11 protein-coding genes are annotated in these 15,791 nt (G+C 40.5%); 8 read left to right on the forward strand and 3 right to left on the reverse strand.

Annotated features, from left to right (window positions below):
- The first annotated feature begins 8 nt into the window (after nucleotides 1-8).
- The 4 genes from AAEU31_RS12945 (at nucleotide 9) to AAEU31_RS12960 (ending at nucleotide 7,058) form a co-directional block, all read left to right on the forward strand.
- Nucleotides 9-1,091, forward strand: coding sequence for a DUF4785 domain-containing protein (locus AAEU31_RS12945; protein ID WP_421967412.1), 1,083 nt, complete (start codon nucleotides 9-11; stop codon nucleotides 1,089-1,091).
- 589 nt (nucleotides 1,092-1,680) lie between these two features.
- Nucleotides 1,681-2,262: an acyl carrier protein phosphodiesterase gene (locus tag AAEU31_RS12950; protein WP_421967413.1), complete on the forward strand. Its 582-nt coding sequence runs from the start codon at nucleotides 1,681-1,683 to the stop codon at nucleotides 2,260-2,262.
- A 677-nt stretch (nucleotides 2,263-2,939) separates the two neighbouring features.
- On the forward strand, nucleotides 2,940-4,478 hold the full coding sequence (locus tag AAEU31_RS12955) for a glutamate synthase-related protein (protein WP_135925786.1): 1,539 nt from the start codon (nucleotides 2,940-2,942) through the stop codon (nucleotides 4,476-4,478).
- Between the two features lie 471 nt (nucleotides 4,479-4,949).
- A complete protein-coding gene (locus tag AAEU31_RS12960; protein ID WP_421967414.1) occupies nucleotides 4,950-7,058 on the forward strand; it encodes a TonB-dependent siderophore receptor in 2,109 nt (702 codons plus the stop codon).
- Nucleotides 7,059-7,116: 58 nt separating this feature from the next.
- Here the strand turns inward: AAEU31_RS12960 and AAEU31_RS12965 are convergent, their stop codons facing one another.
- Nucleotides 7,117-7,425 (reverse strand): hypothetical protein, encoded by a 309-nt coding sequence (locus AAEU31_RS12965; RefSeq protein ID WP_421967415.1) that lies wholly within the window; start codon nucleotides 7,423-7,425, stop codon nucleotides 7,117-7,119.
- 43 nt (nucleotides 7,426-7,468) lie between these two features.
- A complete protein-coding gene (locus AAEU31_RS12970) occupies nucleotides 7,469-8,416 on the reverse strand; it encodes a GlxA family transcriptional regulator (RefSeq protein WP_421967416.1) in 948 nt (315 codons plus the stop codon).
- 119 nt (nucleotides 8,417-8,535) lie between these two features.
- On the opposite strand from AAEU31_RS12970, the gene AAEU31_RS12975 reads away from it, so the two are divergent.
- Nucleotides 8,536-9,072, forward strand: a complete 537-nt coding sequence (locus AAEU31_RS12975; protein WP_235382650.1) for a cysteine hydrolase family protein — start codon at nucleotides 8,536-8,538, stop codon at nucleotides 9,070-9,072.
- Here AAEU31_RS12975 and AAEU31_RS12980 read toward each other — a convergent pair.
- Entirely contained in the window at nucleotides 9,053-9,952 is a 900-nt protein-coding gene (locus AAEU31_RS12980; RefSeq protein WP_421967417.1) for a LysR family transcriptional regulator, read from the reverse strand. The genes AAEU31_RS12975 and AAEU31_RS12980 overlap by 20 nt on opposite strands.
- Nucleotides 9,953-10,058: 106 nt before the next feature.
- Here AAEU31_RS12980 and AAEU31_RS12985 point away from each other — a divergent pair, with 106 nt between their 5' ends.
- The 3 genes from AAEU31_RS12985 to AAEU31_RS12995 all read left to right on the forward strand — a co-directional run bounded on the left by AAEU31_RS12985 (nucleotide 10,059) and on the right by AAEU31_RS12995 (nucleotide 15,721).
- Entirely contained in the window at nucleotides 10,059-10,892 is an 834-nt protein-coding gene (locus tag AAEU31_RS12985; protein ID WP_421967418.1) for a type 1 glutamine amidotransferase domain-containing protein, read from the forward strand.
- Between the two features lie 43 nt (nucleotides 10,893-10,935).
- Nucleotides 10,936-12,090, forward strand: a complete 1,155-nt coding sequence (locus AAEU31_RS12990; protein ID WP_135925774.1) for an iron-containing alcohol dehydrogenase — start codon at nucleotides 10,936-10,938, stop codon at nucleotides 12,088-12,090.
- Nucleotides 12,091-12,652: 562 nt separating this feature from the next.
- A complete protein-coding gene (locus tag AAEU31_RS12995) occupies nucleotides 12,653-15,721 on the forward strand; it encodes an Ig-like domain-containing protein (protein ID WP_421967419.1) in 3,069 nt (1,022 codons plus the stop codon).
- The last annotated feature ends 70 nt before the right edge of the window (nucleotides 15,722-15,791 follow it).

Consider the following 15,791-nt stretch of genomic DNA (forward strand, 5'->3'; position numbering starts at 1 on the left):
AGCCCGCTATGATTAATAAGTTAACCACACTCGCTGCTGCAATTATGCTTGTAAGCAACGCAGCACAGGCTAATGAACAAACGGTTTATCAGTTTCCTCAAGTTCAACCAGCTTTGAGCGCTCAACTTGAAACACTAGAAAAAGACAGCGTTGAGTATTGGCAGAAAGTTTCGGGTAAAGAGCTTAAACGCGGCGTGCCTGTATTTGTAAACCAAGCTGATAACTTTATTCGCATTGCGCCAAAAGCACGTTTTGATAACGGCGAAGTATTTAAGCCCCATGGCCTTCAGCTTGATAAGTTGTCGGTGCGTGATGACAACTTTAGACAAATGCCAATGCAAACTATGGTTGCACAAGAACAAATGGAAAATGCAGGGTTTAGCGATGGCAGTGTTGGATTAAAGCTTGGTCAGGTAAATGGCAAAGCAATGTTAAGAACAAGCCAAGCGCTTAACGACAACGACAACTACTTGCTGCATGTGATCGAAAAAGGCTCGAGCAATGCTTTACATGCTAAATCGCAGTTTAAAGTAAAAGATCAGCAACAACGTGTCGCTATGCAGCTAAGTATGGGTAAAAAGCGCTTTAAAGATAGTGATGTGAAGTTAACGCTTTCAAGTCCTGATGGCGAAAAGCTAGATGTACGTTACGAAAATGGTGAAGCCGTATTTAATTACCCGCTTGAAACCTTAGGTGCAATAAATGGTTACTATGAGCTTGAGGCCAGCGTAGACACTAAAGTGAATGGTCAAACGGTAAAACGCTCTATAAAAATGCCGTTTGTGCATAGCTCACAAACCATCAGTATGGATAAAGCCAAAGTAACTGCGCTTGGCAATAATAAATACCAAGCCAAGGTACCGGTGCAAGTGACCGACTCAGGTCGCTACGCCATTCGTGCTACGTTAACCGGCAAAGGCGATAAAGGTGAACGTATCAAACTAGCAACGGTTGAAGTAGCAAAACAGATTGATAGCTATGATAGTTTTACCATGCCTTTTGTGGTCACCAAAGCAGCCAAAGCCCCATATGAGCTGGTGGATATTGAACTTACCGACCAAACGCGAATGTTAAAGTTTGCTGGGGAGTAAAGGATAGCTCTTATTGTATGTTGGGTGGAGCGAAGCGAAGCCCAACAAGTTAGCGAGTTACAGGGTAAAGGTGTAAGGTACGAGTTTCGAAGTGAAGAAGGTGTTTTAACGCCGAACCGGTAGCAGCGGGTTTACCCCGCGTAATTTACAGTTTTTCTCTGTTTAGCGCGAAGCGCCTCGGTGTACTCTGTGGTTCAATTTGTTTTTTGCACAAAGAGGAGAGAATGAGAAGTGAATGAGATAGACCAAAAGAGTATTTTGTTTTTTCCTCTAAAGCGCAGCGTCTCTTATCCTCTTTGTGACTATTATTTTTAAATGCTGTTTTTCTCAGTGTAGCGCGAAGCGCCTCGGTGTACTCTGTGGTTCAATATTCTTTTGCACAAAGAGAAGACAATGAGAAGTAAATGAGTAACCCAATAAAACTATTAGTTACTTTCCTCTAAAGCGTAGCGTCTCTTATCACTCTTTGTGATTATTCAGTGGATTACGCGATATAAAATCGCTTCTAAAATTTTGCTAACTCGCGCCCCTAGACCCTTTCACGTGTATTCTTTTACAATGCATAAAATGACTTAATTTAGAGAATGCGTTGAACTACTTGGCCCACCTTTACTTAGCACAACCGACGGCTGATTCACACTTTGGAAATCTGCTTGGGGATTTTGGTGGGCGTCGTTATTCAGCGCAGTTACCTGACGCGGTTAAAAACGGCCTTGAAAATCATTATTTGGTTGATAGGTTTACCGACTCACATCCCCTTGTCAAAGAGGCTAAGCAGTATTTTTCGCCAGCACGTAAACGCTTTGCAAGTGTCGCGATTGATGTGGCGTTTGATCACTTTCTTATTCAGCATTGGCATCGCTTTAATGAGCAGCCATTAGCTGAATTCAAACAGCACAGCTATGGGCTTTTAAATGCGCGCCAAGCCATGATGCCATCACGCATGCAGCAAGTTGTGACCAGTATGACTAATAATGATTGGTTTAAAGAATATGAAACACTCAATGGGGTCGGCCTTGCCCTTGATAACATCGCCAAGCGTATTCGTTTTGCTAACAACTTTGCAGGAGCGGCAGACGATATTGCTCGTCATTATCAGCAATTAGACGCGGTGTTTTTAGCGTTTTTCCCCGAGCTGGTTGAGCATGTGAAGCTGAAGGGGATGGAATGAGTTGGCGAGTTTCTAGAGTAAACGGGAAAGGAGCTATTTGCTGGTAGGTCGGGTAGAACGGAGTGAAACCCAACAAGTGAACCGGTAGCAGCGGGTTTACCCCGCGTAATTTACGGTTTATCTCCGTGTAGCGCGAAGCTCCTCGGTGCACTCCGTGATTCAATTTATTTTTTTGCACAAAGAGAAGAGAATGAGAAGTGAATGAGATAGACCAAAAGAGTATTTTGTTTTTTCCTCTAAAGCGCAGCGCCTCTTATCCTCTTTGTGACTATTATTTTTAAATGCTGTTTTTCTCTGTGTAGCGCGAAGCGCCTCGGTGAACTCTATGGTTCAATTTGTTTTTTGCACAAAGAGAAGACCACAAAACCACCAAATTTGTTTTTAATAATCCCTCTAAAGCGCAGCGCCTCTTATCCTCTTTGTGAAAATTACCCCACAGCGGTTTACAAACCAATTTACCTCTTACCTTAAAATATGAAATGGCTGATATCTTGGCTGCTTGTTGCGGTTATATAGTCGGTTATCGATAGCTAAGTAAACTCCAAGGCGCTTAAAAGCTCGTTATTTAACTGAGCTGAACTACCCTTTGTAAAGCATGTAAGCCTTAAATTAATACTTACCTCAATCCCAGTAACTTGAACATAGCAATGTAATGTAGCAACCGTGAGGGAATAATAATGAGCAAACCCATAATTGCAGCCGTTTCGCCGAAAAAAGTCACCTTAGAGCAGGGGCAAGAATACTATTTTTGTGCCTGTGGGCGTTCTAAAAACCAGCCATTTTGTGACGGCTCACATGCCGGAACCGATTTCAAACCCAAAGCATTTACAGCAGAAGAGTCGGGCGATGCCTATTTATGCCAATGTAAGCACACCGCTAATGCGCCATTTTGTGATGGTAGTCACAAGCAATTTGATCAAAGCCAAGTTGGTCAAGAAGGGCCGGGCGTACAAATTCAAGCCTCTGATTCGCCTGTAGCTACTGCAACCAAAGAGGAGCCCACCGTTGAGCTTATTCATCAACTGGCACGTGAAGGGTTATCAAAGCTTGGTCATCATGGCCCTATGGTGTCGATGGGTGTGCCGCGATATCAATTACCTAAATGGGATGATTTACAACTAATGGTGGCACAAATGGCAACGCAACCGTTAATGGAAGATGTAGCTGTTAATACCGAACTTGTGATTGGTCCGCGAGCGAAAAAGCCATTAAAGCTGGCTATTCCGCTTTTTGTTTCAGATATGAGTTTTGGTGCTTTATCTGAAGAAGCTAAAGTATCGTTAGCAAAAGGAGCAGAACTTGCTGGTACGGGTATTTGCTCGGGTGAAGGCGGTATGCTTCCTGAAGAGCAGCAAGCCAATTCACGCTATTTTTATGAATTAGCAAGTGCAGGTTTTGGTTATAGCGAAGATAAATTAAAAAACGTGCAGGCCTTTCACTTTAAAGGCGGACAAGGTGCAAAAACAGGCACGGGGGGGCATTTACCGGGCAACAAGAATGTTGGCAAAATCTCTGAGGTTAGAGGAATTGAAGCGGGTACTTCGGCGATTTCACCCCCAACATTTAAAGACTTACACAGTGCGGCTGATTTCAAAAAATTTGCTGATAGAGTCCGCGAAGTAACTGGCGGTATTCCAATCGGGTTTAAACTAAGTGCTAATCATATTGAGGAAGATATTCAATTTGCGCTCGATGCGAGTGCCGATTACATCATTCTTGATGGTCGTGGTGGTGGTACTGGTGCAGCCCCTGAGATCTTTAGGGATCATATTAGTGTACCGACTATTCCTGCACTTGCCAGAGCAAGAAAGTACTTAGACGAACAAGGTGCAAGTGATGTTACTTTGATCATTACAGGTGGTTTACGTTTACCCATTGATTTTGTAAAAGCGCTCGCTCTTGGTGCTGATGGGGTGGCGATTTCAAATAGTGCAATGCAAGCAATTGGCTGTGTTGCTGCGCGTATGTGTAATACCAATAACTGTCCAGCAGGGATTGCCACACAAAAGCAAGACTTACGTCAGCGCTTAAATATTGAAAAGTCGGCAAATCAATTAAAGAACTTTTTTGAAGCCTCAACAGAGTTAATGTCGGTAATGGCTAGGGCATGTGGGCATGACTCTTTAGCTAAGTTTAATGCTAATGACCTAGCAACGTGGCACAAAGATATGGCGTTGTTATCTGGTGTTAAGTACGCGGGCGTTGGCAGTGTGTAAACTGTAACGCTTAATCGTAAAAGTTATTTCACTTTAATTACTTCAATCACCGAGTACATATAGCGTACAGATTAATTATGGTAAACAATCTGTTGCTATGTGCCTCGGTGCATTCTTTGGTTTTTAGTGATTATTAATAAAAGTTTGTTTCTGGTTAGGTTTATCACCATGGGCTATAACTTATCTCACAAGAAAAATGCATTGCCTCCAAATTTTAAACAATCAAAGTTAACACATTCAAAGCATAGAAAAATGCTTTAGTAACTTTTCTTAAAACACCTGTTTAATCGACTTAGAGTATCTCTTCTAACCTGTAGGTTTTCTCACTAATCGTACAAAGACATTGCAGCTCTAATTAAGGTAGCACTTCGAGTTACATTTAGTTATTATAGTATAAATGATAATTATTGCTATTACTTATCATCTTTAAAGACTTAACCGATTAAGCTGTATTTATACCCAAGAGATAAAATGACTATAATTAACCGATTCCACTGTTCTGTACTTTCAATTGCTATTAGTACAATTTTGACTCCAGCCGTTTATGCCAAAACAGCATCACCGAACATAGAAAAAATATCAGTTTCAGGTGTTAGGCAAGCGTTTCGTGGTGATGTTCCTATGAGTGAGCAACCACAGAGTGTTGAATTTATTTCTGGTGAAAACCTCGATGATGCGGCAGTGAACACTTTGACCGATATTTTTGACCTAACTCCAAGTATTGCTGAGCAAAATGATTTTGGTGGTTTATGGGAAAGCTTTGCAATACGCGGGTTAGTTGGCGATGAGAGTATTCCATCAGGTTTCTTAATTAACGGCTACTCATCTGGCAGAAGCTTCAGTGGTACACGTGATACAAGTAATATCGAATACGTAGAAGTGATGAAAGGACCTGGCTCTGCGCTTTATGGTCGTTCTGAGCCAGGGGGGACAATTAATATAATCACTAAAAAACCACAGTTTGCAAAGCAGGGTTATATAAAAGTAACAGCAGGGAGTTGGCAGAATTACCGCGCAGAGGCTGACTACACCAATGCTGTTTCAGACAATGTTGCTTTTAGAGTTAATGGTGCTGTTGAAGAGGGTGAAAGTTTTCGAGATCATCATGAGTCAAGCAAAACGGTCGTTACGCCTTCAATTCTATGGTTAATTTCAGATACATCAAAGTTGAATTATGAGCTTGAGTATGTAGATCAAAGTACAACCTTCGATCGTGGTATTGTCGCCATTGAGGGAAAAATAGATGCGTTACCAATTGACACTTTTTTAGGTGAACCAAGTGATAAACCTACAGAAGTTGACGCTATTTCTCATCAACTTACGTTTGAGAAGCAAATTGGACAGTGGTCTCTTTTGAATGGTTTAAGTTACAGTGACTCAAAATTTTTAAGTGAGTCGAGTGATGCCGAACTTGCTCCAAGTAGACAAATTTATTTCAAAGATGGCGAAACATTAAGTAGGCAGCATAATCAGCGCGACTTTCAAACTGAGTACCTTTCAGCGCGAATAGAACTTAGCGGTAGTGTTGAGCTTGCAGGTTTGACACACCACTTATTAATTGGAGCAGATGCCAGCAAGTTCGATTTTGATAAACTGTGGTATCGATATCGTCCAACACTTGAAGACACCCGTTACGCAATTAATATGTATAATCCAGTGTATGGAAAAGCAGCGCCTGAAGGGTCTCTTTTATTCAACAGTACTGAAGTACAACATAGTTATGGAGTGTATATTCAAGATCAACTAGACCTTACTGAGCAGTGGAAAGTGCAAGTAGGTGGTCGTTTTGATTGGTTTGATCAACAAATAGATAATCATATTAATCAGCAACAGTCTAAAAGTGATCAAAGCACATTTAGCCCGCGTGTCGGTTTAGTTTATGTCTACTCAGACAGCCTCCAATACTACTCAAGTTACTCTGAAGGCTTCAGACCTAACAGCGGTTACGATAGTAAAGGAGATGCATTTGAGCCTGAAGAAACAACATCTTTCGAAGCGGGTATTAAGTTTACTACCGATAGTGTAAGTGGAAGTTTTACAGTATTTAGTGCCGAAAAGAGCAATATGCTAACTACAGACCTACAAACTGGTGTATCTACTGCGCTAGGTGAAGTGACAAGTGATGGCATTGAGCTAGATTTACATGGCAACATTACAAGCAATGTATTATTTGATTTTGCTTATACTTACACAGACGCTAAAACAGCAAACGATACAGTCAACCCAGATTGGTGGGTAAAGCTGCCAAAAGGCAGTCCGTTACTTAATATCCCTAAACACAGTGCAAATGCTCAAGTTAAGAGAGAGCTAAACGACCTAATAGATTTAGATGCAACTGTTGGGCTTGCTGTACAATATGTTGGCGAGAGGCTTGGAGAAACCATCGATCCTACCTATTACTTACCTTCTTACACTTTGGTAAATATGTTTGCAAAATACAATGTGACTAATGACTTAAGCTTGCAATTTAATGTAAATAATTTGCTGGATAAAAAATATTATTCTAATTCGTACTCTGCTATTTGGACCCAACCAGGGGAACCTGTAAATTACAAGTTGAGCTTAAATTATAAATTTTAACTAAACCTCAGTTATTTACACCAGAGGTTAGGCCTACGATTATTGCAGCAGTTGCTGCTTAATCGTCTGGCCCTTTTAGGGTAAATATTAAATGCCTGCGCATGTCTTTTAAAATCACGCCTTTTTTTAGCATTGCGCCACTCAGGCGCTTTTGCCACTTTAATAATTCTGGTGTGGCAGCATCAAGAGTTTGTTGATTTTCAAATTGAAAACATAAAAGCAATGAGCCTGGAAATAAGTGGTATTCCACATCGAACCAGCATTGCAACATGCCTTCAAGCTCAGCGCGGCCTTGCTCTTCAAGAGCATCGGCAACATTTAATACAAGGGCTTGTTGTTTTAATTGTACTTTAGAAAGCTTTTTCATTTAAAAACCAAAATCGAGTCGAAAAACTAATTATACCCAAGCTTTAAGCTTGGCGAAATGCATTACGCCAATCTCTAGGTGATAAGCCAAATTGCTTGCGAAAGTGATGCCTTAAAGTAACAGCAGAGCCAAAACCACATTTTTCTGACAAGTGCTCTAATGATAAATCGGTTGCTTCTAGTAATTGCTGTGCATAGTTTAAACGCTGATTCAAAAGCCATTGTCCTAGGCTTTGCCCTGTAAGAGACTGAAAGTGGCGGGTGAAGGTACGTCGGCTCATATGCATTTGTTTTGCAAGTTCATCTATTGTGTGTGTGGCACACAGATTTTTTTGTATTTGTTCAAGTAATGACGCTAAGCGCTCGTCTGCAACATTGTTTGGTACTGGTAAAGCGACGAACTGCGATTGCCCGCCTGTTCGATAGGGAGCTGTTACCATTATCCTTGCTATGGCATTGCTCTGCTTACTACCTAAGTACTGACGTACTAAGTGTAAACAGCAATCAATGGCTGCTGCGGTTCCTGCCGATGTATAAAGCTGGTTATGTTTAAGGTAAAGCACTTGATTGTTAAGCTTCACTTTAGGAAAACGTGCTTTGAAGTCATTGCTATAGGCCCAATGGGTGGTTGCTTCAATATTATCTAAAAGCCCAATGTGCGCTAACGCATAAGCTCCTAAGCAAAGTCCTACAATAATAGCGCCACGCTTATGCGCGGTTAGCAAGCTGGTTGTTAATTCTTTAGAGGGAATTGTTTCAGGGAATGGCCAAGACGGAATAATTATAATATCTGCCTGATCAAACTTTGAAATTGAGTGACGCGCTTGAATATCAAACCCCGAGCTTGAGGGCATTACAGCCTTACTTTCGCTGCACACTGCTAAGTTAAATTCTTTGATGCCTGCCGACCGAGCAGCCTCACCAAACACCATGCATGGTACTGCAAGATGAAATGGGCTGATATTTGGAAATGCTAATACTGCAACGTTCAAGGTAAAACCTTATCAGATACTTTGGCCCAATATTATCGATAAATGGTTTTTGGGTCACTGTTTGCTGCGTTAAAAATTAAGCAAACTGTGCCACAACACAACTCCAAAAGGTTCTCACAATGACAAATACAGCTTTATTGATTATCGATTTACAGAATGATTATTTTGCAGGTGGTGCATTTCCTCTATGGCGGGCTAAACAAGTAAAAGATCAGCTTGTTGAGGTAATAAAACAAGCAACAGAATGTGGCATTTTACCTATCCATATTCAACATATTGCTGAATCACGACAAGGCTTGGCTCCTTTTTTTAACCAAGATACGATAGGGGTCAATATTCATCCTGATATTTTAAAAGCAGCACCAGAAGCTCCTGTGGTTGTAAAACACTATGCAGATAGTTTTTATCAAACAAATCTCGATGATATTTTAAAGCAGCACGGTATTAAAAAACTTTTGATCGCAGGTATGATGACTCAAAACTGTGTGACTCATACGGCGATATCTGAGCAAGCAAAAGAATACGACGTGGAAGTATTAACGGATGCGTGTACAACCGTTACTGAAATGCTTCACTTAATCGCTTTAAATGCCCTTGCCCCGCGAGTAAAGCTATTAGAGTCAAATCAAGCTTTGCTTAGTTTGCAAAGTAATTAATATTCGCAAAGGCTGAAATAACATCTTTGGCAAATGCAATGCGAGGATGCTTTAACGCGCCTTTGTTCCATACTAAGTAAATTATGTTTTCTGGGCCAACAGGGCCCAGTTGTACAAGCTCTCCAGCTTTTATCTGATCGCGGCATAGGTAATCAGGCAACACAGAGTAGCCAATACCTGAGCGAATAATATTGCTAATTGCACGAATGTCAGGGCAAATAGCTATCACGTTTGAGTGGCATTTTGCGTTGAACACAGACTCAAAGTATTGCCTAATTAGAGGCAGCTCTTCATCATAAGCGACAACATTGTAGCTTGAGAGAAGGTCTGCGGTGATGGTGCTATCTTTAATTTCTCTTCCGTGAAGGCGGTTCATTACTAAAATAAGCTTTTCTCTATCAAGTACTAAGCTATCAAAAAGTGAAGGATCGGGTTCGGAGGCGGCAATAGCGATATCTGCTGCACCAGATTGCAAGGCATCAAAAATATTCACCTTATTACCAATATGCAGAACAAGGTTTACATTGCCAGATTGCAATAGGTTGGCGATTTGTGGCCCTGACACACTACTAATATATTCGGCAGGCCCTGCGATATTTACAGTGCCATATACGGCACTTGAGCGGGCGCGGATTGACATAATTTTTTGCTCTAAAATATCAATGTGACCAGACACTTGCAGTGCTAAATCGTGCGCAGCGGCGGTCGGAGTAACTCCGCGAGCTTTGCGTTCAAACAACGCTTTACCAACGACTGACTCCATGGCTTGAATATGGGCCGAAACCGAAGGTTGCGACAAACCGAGGTTAGCTGCTGCTTTTGTTATATTTTTGCAGCGATAAACTTCCACAAAGGTTTTTAGCTGTGTGAGGTAAGACATAAAATAGGCGAGCCATAAATTTTCTGATTGCTTCCCTTAATTTATCCGAATTCACACAAGCGCGCAAACAGCCTATTCTAGATGCATTCAAATAAGAGGATAAATCATGAACAAGGTTTTGCAGTGTTTAACATTCGTAGCAGCTTCGACTATGTCATTATTTGCTGTGGCAAGTGAAGGCGAGGTATTAGTCATTTTATCAAGCGAGACAACCATGGAACTTGCTGGTGGGCACAGCATTGAGACAGGTTATTACCTTAACGAGTTTGGTGTACCTGCAAAAGCTCTCGCAGATGCGGGCTATGAGCTTGTATTAGCAACGCCAAAGGGGAATGCTCCGCAGGTTGATAAAAAATCAATCAGCGTAGATTACTTTGCTGGTGATGAGCAAAAAATGAGAGAGATCCAAAAATTTATTGCATCGTTACCCAATATTAATGATACCGCTAGTTTGAGAGAGATTTTGGCAGGTGGTTTGAGCCAATATGATGCAGTGTTTATCCCTGGTGGTCATGCTCCGTTGATTGATTTAGCAAATAATCCTGAAGTCGGTGAAATTTTGCGCCACTTTAATCAACACGGTAAACCTACGGCGGCAATTTGCCACGGCCCAATTACCTTATTATCGGCACAAACTGAGCCTAAGGCGTATTACAGTGCAATCCAAACTGGGCAGACGGCGTCAGCAAGCAATTGGATTTATGATGGCTATAAAATGACAATATTTTCTGATCCAGAAGAGCGAGTGTTTGAAAGCAGTTTAGAAGGTAAAAAGCTTAAGTTCTATCCGGCTATGGCAATGGAAAACGCCGGTGGAAATATGGCATTTGCCAGCGAGTGGCAGCCTAACGTGGTTGTTGACCGCGAACTCATTACGGGGCAAAACCCATTTTCAGATACGTTGTTAGCTGAAAAACTATTAAAAATGTTAGCAAAGTAAATTTGTTAAAGTATTACCTATCAAAAATTTAGGAGGCAAATCGATGCTAAACTTTATTTATAAAAATCAAACAGAAATTTTATTTGGTAAAGGTCAAATTAGCGAAATTTCATCACGCTTACCAACCGATGCAAAGGTGTTGTTACTCTACGGTGGTGGCTCAATAAAGAAAAACGGCGTATACGACCAAGCTATGAGTGCACTAGCCGATGTTGACGTTATAGAGTTTGGTGGCGTTGAGCCAAACCCAACTTACGAAACACTGATGCAAGCGGTTACAACGGCAAAAGAGCACCATGTTAACTTTATTTTAGCTGTTGGTGGTGGCAGTGTTATTGATGGCGCTAAGTTTGTTGCTGCAGCCTATAACTATGCTGGGGAGCCGTGGGATATCCTTGTTAAAGGGGCAGAGTTTAGCAATCCTTTACCAATCGGTGCGGTATTAACCTTACCAGCAACAGGCTCTGAGAGTAATGGTAACTCAGTGGTAACTAAAAAAGAGACGTCGCAAAAGCGCGCTTTTTCGTCACCAACAGTACAACCTGTTTTTGCTGTACTTGATCCTGAATACACGTTTTCGTTGCCTGCACGTCAGGTAAGTAATGGTGTGGTTGATGCGTTTGTTCACGTTATTGAGCAATACTTAACGTATCCTGTTAATGCACCATTACAAGACCGTTTTGCAGAAGGTATTTTGCAAACCTTGATTAGCGAAGGGCCAAAGGCGCTGAGCGAGCCACAAAATTACGATGTTAGAGCTAATGTGATGTGGTCGGCTACGATGGCACTGAATGGTTTAATTGGTCAAGGTGTACCGCAAGATTGGTCTACACATATGATTGGCCATGAATTAACGGCACTTTATAACCTTGATCATGCGCAAACGTTGGCGATTGTTCTACCTGCCTTAATGCATGTTCAAAAAGAACAGAAATCAATTAAGATTCAGCAGCTTGGTGAAAGAGTGTTCGGACTAAATTATAGCGATGAAGCTGAGCAAATCGATAAAACGATTAAAGCTGTACAGGACTTCTTTGAGGCCATGACGGTGAAAACACGTCTAGCTGATTATGACCTTGACGAGCAAGCTATTGAGGCCGTTGTTGCTAATTTAGAGAAAAACGAGCTAACGAAATTAGGTGAGCATGGTGATATTGATTTAGAAAAGGTGAAATCAATCTTAGCATTAGCACTTTGAGTTAGTTAAAACTTAATATGAAGGGGCGTAATAGTGATTAACTGTTACGCCTTTTTTAATGTCTAAAGCCCAAGCAATAAGCAAAGTGGGCAATGGCAAAATAGTCTAGATGCCAGAGCGCATTGAGTCTTTGCTCTTAAAAAATGCAAATTCACAGAAGCAGTGCCTTTAACTTCAGTACTACCTAAAGCAGCTTGCTGCGGCAGTCTTTAATAATGCTATCTATGTGTTTGATGGTGCGGGGAACATAACAAAGGGTTGACCGTGAGGTTATTAATTTCAAAGCAATTAATTTCAATGTAAAAGTACGAGACAAGGAGCGAAAATAACGGGGTGTTATATTGGTTGATGAGGGAATACGTTCGCTAAGTGAAGCAAGAATTGTGTTGTATTTTTTAGCAATTTTAACATGAAGGATACAATTACCTTGACCGTGTGTTTCTGATAAGGGAAAATGCACGGTTTTTAAATTAAAAATAGAACTTAGTACCAACATCTAAAGTGAACTCACCTCCGGCTATTGTTTAATCGAGAGCTAAAGCACTACCTTAAGGATAGGGAAATGACCAAACTAACATGTCTAGCGATGCTTTTACTTAGCACGCAAGCTATCAGTGCGACTAAAAGCACACCTGAATATAATCAATTTGGCGATGCGACTTATTCAAATTCGCAACCAATTAATTATGACGAATCTTATTTTACAAGTCGCGCACAGCAAAATATCGCGCCGACTACTTCGTTGAGTAAAACCTTAGCGACAACAACTACATTAGAATTAGAAAACATAGAGCTTACCTCGGTGTTTCGCCGTTTTTCATTAAGTAATTCAACAGGTCTCAATGGTCTTTATGCTGTTGACTTGTTCGGTAACGGTAATAAGCAAATTATTTCGGTGCAACAAAACGATTTTAATATTATTGAGTATAAAGATAATCAATATTCAGTCGTTGAAGGTTTCGATTCTCAGGATTACATCACTGATAGTACATTGGTAAAAAGCATTGCCGATGATACATATTATTTAATACTTATGACGAGCAGTCAGATAGTAAAAATTAACTTACTAACAATGAAAGTCGAAAGTACTAAGAATGTAGTTTCTAGCCAATCAGTTACGGCAAGAGATATTAATAACGATGGTCAGGACGAGCTTATTGCTATTGCCAATAGCCAGATTTTAATACTAGACCAGTCAGACCTTTCTGTTATTTCAGAGCTTGAGTATTACGGTAACAAATTTGTTGTTGGTTCGTTTACCGAGCAAAATGTTCACGAATTAATGCTTGAAGATGGCAAGTTGTATCGTATCTCTGAAAATACAATAGATTATATAAAAACACTGAACAGCCAACTAACAGGTATCCATTTACAAAGTGTTGATACAAACCAAGATGGCTTAGATGAAGTCATTAATGGCCAAGGCTGGTATTCAATTGAGTTAATCAGTCCAAATACAGACAGTATTGTGTGGACAGCCAATAGTGATTTAGATATTTCAAAAATTATAGTTGCAGATATCAATAATGACGGTGCCCAAGAGCTAGTATATGGCGATGGTCAGTGGGGGCAAATTCATGCTTTGTCTTTAAGTTCTGGCGAGGAGTTTTGGCAAATCAATAACCCTGAACACAGTGTTTCAAGTATTTTGGTGGATGATTTTAATCTTGACGGCAAAACAGATATTGCATGGGGAGCGGGTTACACATCTTCAGGTGATGACGGGTTTTATATTCATACCGTTGAAGATAAGTCTATGCAATGGTCGCAAACGATCACTGTCTATTCACAATTTTTGCTAGGACTTGCTGATATTGACGGTAAAGGTGGAATTGATGTTATTTTTTCTGAGAATGGCACAAATAAGCTTCAAGTTATTGATATAGAAACAAAAGAGCAGGTGTTACCTAGCATTGCTTTGACCGATGGTTGGAATGACTACCAGTATGTAATTACTGCTGATTTATTCAATGATGGCAAAAACTATTTAATTGTTGCTGGCTCAGAAACTTACACTGGAAATATACAAGTATTTTCACCAGAAAATGGAAACTTACTGTATACAGTTCCTTTTCAAAGTGGCGACCAAATTTCAACGATTGAAGCCCATGACATCAATAACGATGGTCTGTTAGAGCTGATTGTAGGTAACGGCGCATCACACACCGGCAGTGAAGGTTCTTATATACGAGTTTTTAATGGGCAAACGGGTGAGCTACTTAAGCAATCACCTCGCTTACAGAACTTTTGGGGTGGGGTTTCTGGTATAGTCGCAGGCATCGATACACAGCAAAGCAGTAAAGAATTATTTGCTTTAACAGGTAATCAATTAGTTAAATATAATTACACTGATAATAGTGTCACTAATTACTCTTTAAACGACAGTTTTAAGTCGCTAGAGGGTGTTGTTGTTGATGGTAAAAAAGCGCTTTATGTTGCCAATCAGTATGGCCTTTTATTCTCGTTCAAAGAATCAGGAGAAATGTCAGAAGTTGCTCAACTATGTGACAATTCATTAAACAATATAGTATCTACACGCGCAGGTTTCATCTTATTTAGTTGTGAAGATAAGTTTGGAGAATACGACTTAATTAATGATGAACTGCTTTATGAAGTAGCGCGTGCAAATCAACGCAGTTCTATTGTGAGTGCAACATACAATGGTGTGGACTATTCACTGCTTTCAGGAAAATCTATAGAGGTGTTCTCGAATGAAGCCGCAGCACCTTTAGCTACACCGCAAGATAGCGAGGTAACATCTCATGTGCTTGCAGCAATCGACGTTAATCTTAATTTGAGTGATATTGATTTTGTAGTGTTTGAAAATAGCCCTAGCCTTGGCCAATTAACGTTTATTGACCGCAAAACAGGGCAGTTCACATATACGCCTAACGGCGCTGTAGGTGTTGATGAATTAGCGTTTTATACAGTAAAAGGTCGTTCACGTTCTGAGCTCGCAAAGTTCACAGCTACCTTAACAAATCAGGCGCCAGTCGTTGAAAACTCAACGATTAAAACACACTGGAATACACCCTTGATACTTAATTTGCCAGCCTCTGATGCAGATGATGAGCAACTTATTTTCACTGTAAAAAATGAGCCTCAACATGGTCATATTGAGTTACTTGATCAAAACATGGGTGAAATTAAATACACGCCGAGTGGTGAATCTTTACAGCCTGTTTCAATTACTTTTACCGCGCAAGACTCCCTTGAAGAGACGGCACTTGCCAATGTTGTTGTTGAATTAACAAATACCACACCAACAGCTACAGATTTAAGTTATGAAACTTATTACTCAACGGTAGTTAATGGTCGTTTTATTGGCAATGATGAAGACAGTGATGAGTTAGAATTTGAGCTAGTAACAAGCCCAAGTTCTGGCGAGCTTAGTTTTGATAAGGACACCGGCTTGTTTGTCTACGAGCCTGCGGGTGAGTCGACTTATGCTGTTAACTTTAGTTACCGAGCAAAAGACAGATTTGCTTCTTCAGAGGCTAAAACTGTCGTGATTAACGTAGTTGGCAAAGCTGACAACTCAAGTTCTGATTCAGGTTCTGGTGGTAGCGTGTACTACTTAATATCTTTGCTGTTAGCCATGGTCGCGTTTAGACGTAAACTTAAGCTATAAGTAAAAGTAGTTTATTTATGCTGTATCAATTTACTTGGTGCAGCATCTTTATGTCTGCTGTTAAATATTG

Source organism: Pseudoalteromonas thalassia (assembly GCF_049257215.1).
Taxonomy (GTDB): Bacteria; Pseudomonadota; Gammaproteobacteria; order Enterobacterales; family Alteromonadaceae; genus Pseudoalteromonas; species Pseudoalteromonas lipolytica_C.

Excerpts from the sequence above, each read along its gene's own strand:
- AAEU31_RS12945 (WP_421967412.1), top strand. The coding sequence starts at position 9 with ATGATTAATAAGTTAACCACACTCGCTGCTGCAATTATGCTTGTAAGC.
- AAEU31_RS12955 (WP_135925786.1), top strand. The coding sequence starts at position 2,940 with ATGAGCAAACCCATAATTGCAGCCGTTTCGCCGAAAAAAGTCACCTTA.
- AAEU31_RS12960 (WP_421967414.1), top strand. The coding sequence starts at position 4,950 with ATGACTATAATTAACCGATTCCACTGTTCTGTACTTTCAATTGCTATT.
- AAEU31_RS12965 (WP_421967415.1), bottom strand. The coding sequence starts at position 7,425 with ATGAAAAAGCTTTCTAAAGTACAATTAAAACAACAAGCCCTTGTATTA.
- AAEU31_RS12975 (WP_235382650.1), top strand. The coding sequence starts at position 8,536 with ATGACAAATACAGCTTTATTGATTATCGATTTACAGAATGATTATTTT.
- AAEU31_RS12980 (WP_421967417.1), bottom strand. The coding sequence starts at position 9,952 with ATGTCTTACCTCACACAGCTAAAAACCTTTGTGGAAGTTTATCGCTGC.
- AAEU31_RS12985 (WP_421967418.1), top strand. The coding sequence starts at position 10,059 with ATGAACAAGGTTTTGCAGTGTTTAACATTCGTAGCAGCTTCGACTATG.
- AAEU31_RS12990 (WP_135925774.1), top strand. The coding sequence starts at position 10,936 with ATGCTAAACTTTATTTATAAAAATCAAACAGAAATTTTATTTGGTAAA.
- AAEU31_RS12995 (WP_421967419.1), top strand. The coding sequence starts at position 12,653 with ATGACCAAACTAACATGTCTAGCGATGCTTTTACTTAGCACGCAAGCT.